This is a genomic window from Mesorhizobium sp. M1A.F.Ca.IN.020.06.1.1 (genome assembly GCF_004023265.1).
Taxonomy (GTDB): Bacteria; Pseudomonadota; Alphaproteobacteria; order Rhizobiales; family Rhizobiaceae; genus Mesorhizobium.
This window is the reverse complement of the sequence record NZ_RZSR01000202.1, coordinates 1-7608: the sequence shown is the minus strand read 5'-3', so window position 1 is coordinate 7608 and position 7608 is coordinate 1. Positions and strand designations below refer to the sequence as shown.

Below are 7608 nucleotides of genomic sequence, written 5' to 3'. Positions count from 1 at the left end.
GACTGGAACGGCTCGGGCATGCACTGCAACTTCTCGACCAAGTACATGCGCGAAGTCGGCGGCAAGGCCTATTTCGAGGCGCTGATGGCCCAGTTCGAAAAGAACCTGATGGATCACATCGCCGTCTATGGTCCGGACAACGACAAGCGCCTGACCGGCAAGCATGAGACCGCGCCTTGGAACAAGTTCTCCTATGGCGTTGCCGACCGCGGTGCCTCGATCCGCGTGCCGCACTCCTTCATCAAGAACGACTACAAGGGCTATCTGGAAGACCGCCGCCCGAACTCCCAGGGCGACCCCTACCAGATCGCCTCGCAGGTCTTGAAGACGATCTCGGAGGTCGCGACCGACGCAAAGGTCTCGGCTGCGGCGTGATGCTTCTACGGCGTGGGCGGCAGTCCGCGCCAGGCCAGCGAACATCAAAAAAGCCCCGGCGAAATGCCGGGGCTTTTTTACGCCTGGCTTGCTTGGCGGCGATGAGATCCGCGCTCTCGCGACAGTGCTGGCCTGCTGTTCTGACGAGGCCCGTCCTGCGGCCTTTCCGCCCTCTGGCGAGCTGTTCACGAAAAAACCCCGGCTTTCGCCGGGGTTGTTTTCTGTCGGGAATGCAGTCGCTTACACCGAATAGTACATGTCGTACTCGACCGGGTGCGGGGTCATTTCGAAGCGCATCACCTCGGCCATCTTGAGCTCGATATAAGAGTCGATCTGGTCGTCGTCGAACACGCCGCCTGCCTTCAGGAAGCCGCGGTCCTTGTCGAGGTTCTGCAACGCTTCGCGCAGGGAGCCGCAGACCGTCGGGATCTTCTTCAATTCCTTCGGCGGCAGGTCGTAGAGATCCTTGTCCATCGGCTGTCCGGGATGAATCTTGTTCTTGATGCCGTCGAGACCCGCCATCAGCATGGCGGCAAAGCCGAGATAGGGGTTCGCGCCCGGATCGGGGAAGCGGACCTCGACGCGCTTCGACTTCGGCGAGGAGCCGAAAGGAATGCGGCAGGAGGCCGAACGGTTGCGCGCCGAATAGGCGAGCAGCACCGGCGCTTCGTAACCCGGCACCAGACGCTTATAGGAGTTGGTGAGCGGGTTGGTGAAGGCATTGATCGCCTTGGCGTGCCTGATGATGCCGCCGATGTAGAAGAGGCAGGTTTCCGACAAGCCGGCGTATTCGTTGCCGGCGAAGGTCGGCTTGCCGCCCTTCCAGATCGACTGGTGCACGTGCATGCCCGAGCCGTTGTCGCCGAACACCGGCTTCGGCATGAAAGTGGCCGTCTTGCCATAGGCATTGGCGACCTGATGCACGACATACTTATAGATCAGCATCTTGTCGGCGTTGCGCACCAACGTGTCGAACTTGATGCCGAGTTCGTGCTGGGCGGCCGCGACCTCGTGGTGATGCTTTTCGACGCGCACGCCCATTTCAGCGAGCACTGTCAGCATCTCGGAACGCATGTCCTGGCAGGAGTCGATCGGCGGCACAGGGAAGTAGCCGCCCTTGATGCGCGGCCGATGGCCGAGATTGCCGGTCTCATAGTCGGTGTCGTCGTTGGACGGCAGCTCGGTCGAGTCCAGGCGGAACCCGGTGTTATAGGGATCGGCCTTGTACTTGACGTCATCGAACACGAAGAACTCAGCTTCCGGGCCGACATAGATGGTGTCGCCGATGCCTTCCGACTTCATGTAGGCTTCGGCTTTCTTGGCGGTGCCGCGCGGGTCGCGATTGTAGGCCTCGCCCGAGATCGGATCGAGGATGTCGCACAGGATCACCATGGTCGACTGGGCGAAGAACGGATCCATGTGGACCGTATCCGTGTCCGGCATCAGCACCATGTCGGACTCGTTGATCGCCTTCCAGCCCGCGATCGAGGAGCCGTCGAACATGACGCCGTCGGCGAACATGTCTTCCTCGACCTCGACGACGTCCATCGTCACATGCTGCAGCTTGCCCCTCGGATCGGTGAAGCGCAGGTCGACGAATTTTACATCGTTGTCCTTGATCTGCTTCATGATGTCTTTGGCTGTCGTCATGTCATGTATCCCTGTGTGCTGACGTTTTTTTGATGATGACGGTTCAGGAAGACGGGTGGAGTCAGACCGCGTCCATGCCGGTCTCGCCGGTGCGGATGCGAACGACTTCCTCGATGTTGGAGACGAAGATCTTGCCGTCGCCGATGCGGCCGGTCTGCGCCGCCTTGCGTATGGCTTCGATGGCGCCTTCGACGGCGTCGTCGCCGAGCACGACCTCGATCTTCACCTTGGGCAGGAAGTCGACGACATATTCGGCGCCCCGATAAAGCTCGGTATGGCCCTTCTGCCGACCGAAACCCTTGGCCTCGGTGACGGTGATGCCTTGCAGCCCGGCCTCCTGAAGCGCTTCCTTCACTTCGTCCAGCTTGAATGGCTTGATGATCGCTTCGATCTTTTTCATGTAGAAAGTGGCCTCCACTGCCAAAGAGACGGGTTGCGCGCCCCGCTTGCGCCTTCATCAAGCACGAAGCGTGCCAATTACCAGAGGTTGAGGGCGGTATCGGGCGATTTCCATGCCTTGCCGCACCCGAATGCAAATCCGCGTCATCCGCTGCATCGGATGCGTCATCGACGCCCAAAGCCTATACATCGCTCCTCCATCCGTCTGCGCAAAACTTGAGCAGATAGCGCAATTTGCAGGCAGATTCCCCTCCGGGCGCCCACCGCTCTGGGATGCATACGCCCGCCGCTGATTGCTTCGAGCCGCAAATCGGACAATGCTTGATCGGATGGAGATCGGCAATCCCATGCGCAATGAACTTCTTTCCCCGTCCGAAATGGCCGAAGCCGACCGGCTGGCGATCGCCCAAGGTCCGCTCGACGGCTACGGATTGATGCGCCGGGCCGGCGAGGCCGTGGCGGCCGTGCTCATGGCGCGCTATCCGGCGGCGGCACGGGTGCACGTGCTTTGCGGACCCGGCAACAATGGCGGCGACGGCTATGTCGTGGCGAGCCTGCTCCGGAAGAGCGGTGTCGACGTTGCGTTGTGGAGATCGGGCGAACCGCGCGCGGGCAGCGATGCCGCGCTGGCTGCAGCCGATTGCCCGTTGGAGCCACGACCACTATCTGCCTTCGCGGCCGAACCGGGATCGCTGGTGGTCGACGCGCTGTACGGAGCGGGGCTCTCGAAGGCACTGTCGGGCGATGCCGCCCGGGCCGTCCAGGTCGTTGCGGATCTCGGCTTGTCGGTCGTCGGCGTGGACCTGCCCTCGGGCGTTTCCGGCGAAAGCGGCGCCATCCTCGGCAGCGCATTTCGGGCGGTCGTTACCGTGACGTTCGCGCGAAAGAAGCCGGGGCATCTGCTGCTGCCGGGGCGGGAAATGAGCGGCGAGATCGTGCTCGCCGACATCGGCATCGGTGACGACATCATCGCTCGAGTCGCGCCGCGCACTTTCGAGAATGCGCCGGCGCTCTGGCTGCCTGCCTTTCCGGTTCCAGCCGTCGATGCGCACAAATATAAGCGCGGTCATGTCAGCGTCTTTTCGGGCGGTCCAGCGGCCACCGGTGCCGCGCGCCTGTCGGCGCTCGCAGCCGCAAGAAGCGGGGCAGGGGCGGTGACGGTGCTGTCGCCGGCGAATGCCATGCAGGTCAATGCCGCGCATCTGACATCGATCATGCTGCGCAAGGTCGACGCGGTTGCCGATCTCGGTGCGTTCCGTGCCGATCGCCGCCCTTCGTCCTTTGTGCTCGGCCCGGGGTTTGGCGTCGGCGAAAAGGCGCGCGATTTTGTCCTGGCGCTGCTCGGCGCCGGGCACGCGCAGGAGACCGGCGTTGAAGGGCTGGTGCTCGACGCCGACGGCATCACCTCGTTTCGCGACGTGGCTGAGACGCTTTTCCAGGCTGCCCGAAAGTCCGGCGCCCCGGCGCTGGTGATGACGCCGCATGAAGGCGAGTTCGGCAGGCTGTTGCCCAAGGTCGCGGGCGACAAGGCTCTTTCCAAACTCGGCAAGGCCCGCGCGGCGGCGGCGCGAGCCAACGCCGTCATCGTCTACAAAGGCGCCGACACGGTGATCGCAGCACCAGACGGCCGCGCCGCGATCAACGGCAATGGCGTGCCGTGGCTTGCCACCGCGGGTTCGGGCGACGTGCTGGCGGGCATCATCGCCGGGCTCCTGGCACAAGGCATGCCGGCGTTCGAAGCGGCCTGCGCGGCTGTCTGGATACACGCCGAAGCCGGCAGCCGGTTCGGACCCGGCCTGATCGCCGAGGATTTGCCTTTGGCGATGGTGCCTGTGCTGCACGCGTTGGTCGAGAATGGGATGGCTGCCCGATGATGAGGCTGGCGATCCTTGTCGCGGTCGCTGCCATCGCTGTTCTTGGCGTGCGGGCGGCTGATGCTGCCGGTCGTCCGGTCACGGTCGTGGACGATCCGCAGGTGCTCGCCAAGCTCGACGCCGATGGCTTCGGATTCGCCGGTATTTTTGGCATCAGCGGCAAGGATGATCTGAAAACGCTCTATGACGCGGCGTCGGCCTACCACGCCATCGTCGACACCGTAGCGGCCGATGTCGCAGCACTGCGCGCCGACCTGAAAGCAGGCGGCCGGCCGCTCTATGAGGTGACCGACGGCAATGTCGGCCGCATCATCGACATGCGCTGGCTGAAGACCGACGCGGCGCGTTTCCGGCTGGTCGGCGTCGTCAACCGGCTCGACCGGCGTGACTTCGCAAAGCTCGGTGGGGAAGCGGGCTGCGGCGAGGTGCGCTTCATCTACCGCCTTGCCTATAGTTTCAGGAAGAACGGCAAGGTGTTGGCCTCGAGGCTGCCATTCAATTTCAGTGCCATCTACCGCGCAGCTCCCGACGCCGACGGCGGCTGTACCGGCGTCGCCGGGCGCTGGACGCCGCAGATCGACGAAGCGGCGGATGCCGGGTGGCTGTCCGGCGGACCGCTGGATAAAGCGAGCCTCTCCTTCAAGCAGCTCGAACTCAACGCTCAGGTGGTGCGCTTTCCTTCCGGCCAGGAGACCGAATTTGGCGGTCAGGCCGCCTATCTCATGCGCATCTTCGGTATCGACGGCACCACAATCAGCCAGAAACCGCTCGAAAATACGCCGGACACCATCCGCCTTGCGCAAGACGCGCGGTTGAAGGCGAGGCTTACGGACTATGTCCGCGCCAATGCCGGTGCAATCGATCTCGGCGTTTACGAAATCCCGGATGAATTCCTAGCGAAGAAGGTCATCTCCTGGTCGACCTTCGGCAGTGCCAGGCAGGCCAATCATCCATTCACGCCACTGTTCGAACCGGAGGCGCTTGCCGGGGTCGACTATTCGAAACTGACATTGGCGCGCACGGCTGAAGCCCTGATCGAGCGGCTCGACAACGGCGCCTGCCATGGCTGCCATCAGGCGGGCTCGACCGCAGGAATCCATTTCATCGGCCTCGACGATAGCGCGACTTCGCCGCTCAACCGCATCGAAGTCGGCATCTCGCCGCATCTCCATGCCGAGATTCCGCGCCGCGAGGCGTGGCTGCAGGAGACTGTGGAAGGCAGAGAAGCGAACGGGTTTCGCCCGTTGTCCTTCGCACCACCCGCCGCGTGGAAAGACACCGGCGAGATCGCCTATACGCCGGCCGAGCCCACCATGCCGTGCCTGGTGCCGGAAGACGCCGCCCGCTTCGGCAACAGCTGGCAATGCGGAGCCGGCACGGTCTGCACACCGATCGCGACCGCTACGGGAGTTAAGGCGAAACTGGCGCAATGCCTGCTGCCGAAGGAGAGCCGGAACATCTTTTCCGGCCATCCCTGCCTGACCGGAACGATCGCCAGCGACACCGGGCAACCCTACAACGACCGTTACAAGGTCACCGGCCAGTTCGCGGCGTTCGCGCCCGCCATTTCCCGCACCGCCTATATCTGCCGGCCGCCCAAGATCGGTGTGCCAGGCGGCTTCGCCTATCGCGGCTGCGACGCCAAGGATCTGGCCTTCTCCGCTTTCAAGGCCGGCAAGCCGATGCCGAGCGAAATCTGCGGCCTGGTCGGCGGCAAGAAGTTCGATATCTGCGTGGCGACCAACAATTTCGACCAATGCCTCGGCGGCGCCGTCAATCGCGGTAACCGTCCGGCCTGCTCGGCCGATCATTTCTGCCGCGAAGACTACATGTGCCAGTCGGCTGCCGTCCGACACGCCCGGTGCCGCCAGGGTCAAGGGGATCGGCTTCTGCTCGCCGACCTATTTCCTGTTCCGGATGCGCATCGACAACCATGCGACGCGTGGACGAACACCGCCCGCGCGAACATGAGCGCGGGCTTCGGCGCCGCCACCGAGGAGTAAGCGGTCATACCGGTTGGGGTGCGTATTTTCCGACGCTTGCCGCCAGCGCTTCGAGCACACGCTGCTCACTGATTCCGCGCGTGTTCAGGACCCAGCTCGGTATCGAGATCGGAGGCTCGATGAAGGTTACCTGCTCGTTCAAGGGTCCATGCACGTAGGATCGGTTCGAGCCGAAGATGAGCACGCTTGGAATGCCCAAGGCGCCGGCTGCATGGGACACACCGCCATCGACACCGAGAAAGACGGTGGAGGCCGCGATCTGGTGCATGGCCTCTGCAATGTCGGGCGTCGAGGTGAAGTCGATCGCCTCAGGCAACAAGGCGCGAATCTGGGCGGCAGCCTGGCGTTCGCGCGGACCGCCGACAAGCCAGACGGACCAACCCCGTTCGATATGCTTTCGTGCGACCGAGACGAAGCGCTCGGGCGGCCATGAGCGCATGTTCTCGAAATCGGAAGTATAGAGGGAAAGCACCGGCCTTGCCGGATCGATGCCGTTGCGCCGGCGCCACTTGGCAACGTCTTGGGACGAAATCGCCAGCCGCGGGGCCGGCAGCTGTTTTTCTTCGGCGGGCTGCTTGCCGAGGAGCGCGATCGCACAGACCTGTTCGACGAGCCTTGTCTTGCGCGGGCCGAAGGCCACGAAGGTTCTCAGCCATCCCGACGGCAGTCGGTTGACGATGCCGAACTGGAGCTCGCGCGGATATCCAATGCGCTCGGGAATGCCCGCCAGCCACGGCACCAGGGCCGCCTTGGTGCTGCTGGTGAGCAGATAGGCTGCGTTATAATTCTCCTGGCGGAGTTCGCGCGCCAGCCGCGCCCGCTCCTTGAGACCGGGGTTCCAATGCCTTTCAACGGTCCAGGCCTTCCGGACATGCGGCATCAAGCGCGCCAGGGGCGCGGCCAGCGGCGAGGTGATGACGTCGATCGGCTGTCCAGGAAACGTCGCTGCTATGATTTGAATTGCCGAATGGCAGCGGATGAAGTCGCCGATTGCCGGCAAGCAGAACACGAGAATGGGGCGCAACGCGCGATACCTTTTCGATCCGACACAGTCGCCGCGAACGGCGAGCATGCCGGTTCCTTGTCACGGAAGCGCTTCGCCATCAAGGATGCGGGCATAGAGTTCCAGATAGGCCTTCGCGGTTTTCGCGATCGGAAATCTGTCGGCGGCAGATTCACGGCATTTGCGCATGCACAGGTCTGCGGCCTCGGCAAGACCTTCGGCGAACTCCTCGTCGCTCTCGAAGAATCGGCCCGTATCCGTGTCCACCGTCTCCGGCAGGGCGCCGCGCGCTGTGGTCAAGACG

General features: G+C 63.5%; 5 protein-coding genes and 2 pseudogenes. 3 read left to right on the top strand and 4 right to left on the bottom strand.

The window, feature by feature from the left end; translation table 11 throughout:
- A pseudogene (locus EOA60_RS11715) lies at nucleotides 1-375 on the top strand (glutamine synthetase); the annotation flags it as partial.
- A gap of 240 nt (nucleotides 376-615) precedes the next feature.
- Here the strand turns inward: EOA60_RS11715 and glnA are convergent.
- On the bottom strand, nucleotides 616-2025 hold the full coding sequence (gene glnA, locus EOA60_RS11710) for a type I glutamate--ammonia ligase (RefSeq protein WP_066989632.1): 1410 nt from the start codon (nucleotides 2023-2025) through the stop codon (nucleotides 616-618).
- Between the two features lie 61 nt (nucleotides 2026-2086).
- Nucleotides 2087-2425 carry a P-II family nitrogen regulator gene (locus tag EOA60_RS11705; protein ID WP_006205430.1) on the bottom strand — a complete coding sequence of 113 codons (339 nt, stop codon included), beginning with the start codon at nucleotides 2423-2425 and terminating at the stop codon, nucleotides 2087-2089.
- A gap of 346 nt (nucleotides 2426-2771) precedes the next feature.
- Between EOA60_RS11705 and EOA60_RS11700 the strand changes: the two genes are divergently transcribed.
- Both EOA60_RS11700 and EOA60_RS11695 read left to right on the top strand, forming a co-directional pair.
- Nucleotides 2772-4298 carry an NAD(P)H-hydrate dehydratase gene (locus EOA60_RS11700; RefSeq protein WP_095825468.1) on the top strand — a complete coding sequence of 509 codons (1527 nt, stop codon included), beginning with the start codon at nucleotides 2772-2774 and terminating at the stop codon, nucleotides 4296-4298.
- Nucleotides 4295-6301 (top strand): hypothetical protein, encoded by a 2007-nt coding sequence (locus EOA60_RS11695; protein ID WP_245322436.1) that lies wholly within the window; start codon nucleotides 4295-4297, stop codon nucleotides 6299-6301. Before EOA60_RS11700 ends, EOA60_RS11695 begins: the two co-directional genes overlap by 4 nt.
- 4 nt (nucleotides 6302-6305) lie before the next feature.
- Here EOA60_RS11695 and waaF read toward each other — a convergent pair whose 3' ends face one another.
- Entirely contained in the window at nucleotides 6306-7325 is a 1020-nt protein-coding gene (waaF, locus tag EOA60_RS11690; RefSeq protein WP_095825467.1) for a lipopolysaccharide heptosyltransferase II, read from the bottom strand.
- 60 nt (nucleotides 7326-7385) lie between these two features.
- A pseudogene (locus tag EOA60_RS11685) lies at nucleotides 7386-7608 on the bottom strand (glycosyltransferase family 4 protein); the annotation flags it as partial.

Coding starts and splice junctions, on each gene's coding strand:
- glnA (WP_066989632.1), bottom strand. CDS start 2,025: ATGACGACAGCCAAAGACATCATGAAGCAGATCAAGGACAACGATGTA.
- EOA60_RS11700 (WP_095825468.1), top strand. CDS start 2,772: ATGCGCAATGAACTTCTTTCCCCGTCCGAAATGGCCGAAGCCGACCGG.
- EOA60_RS11695 (WP_245322436.1), top strand. CDS start 4,295: ATGATGAGGCTGGCGATCCTTGTCGCGGTCGCTGCCATCGCTGTTCTT.
- EOA60_RS11705 (WP_006205430.1), bottom strand. CDS start 2,425: ATGAAAAAGATCGAAGCGATCATCAAGCCATTCAAGCTGGACGAAGTG.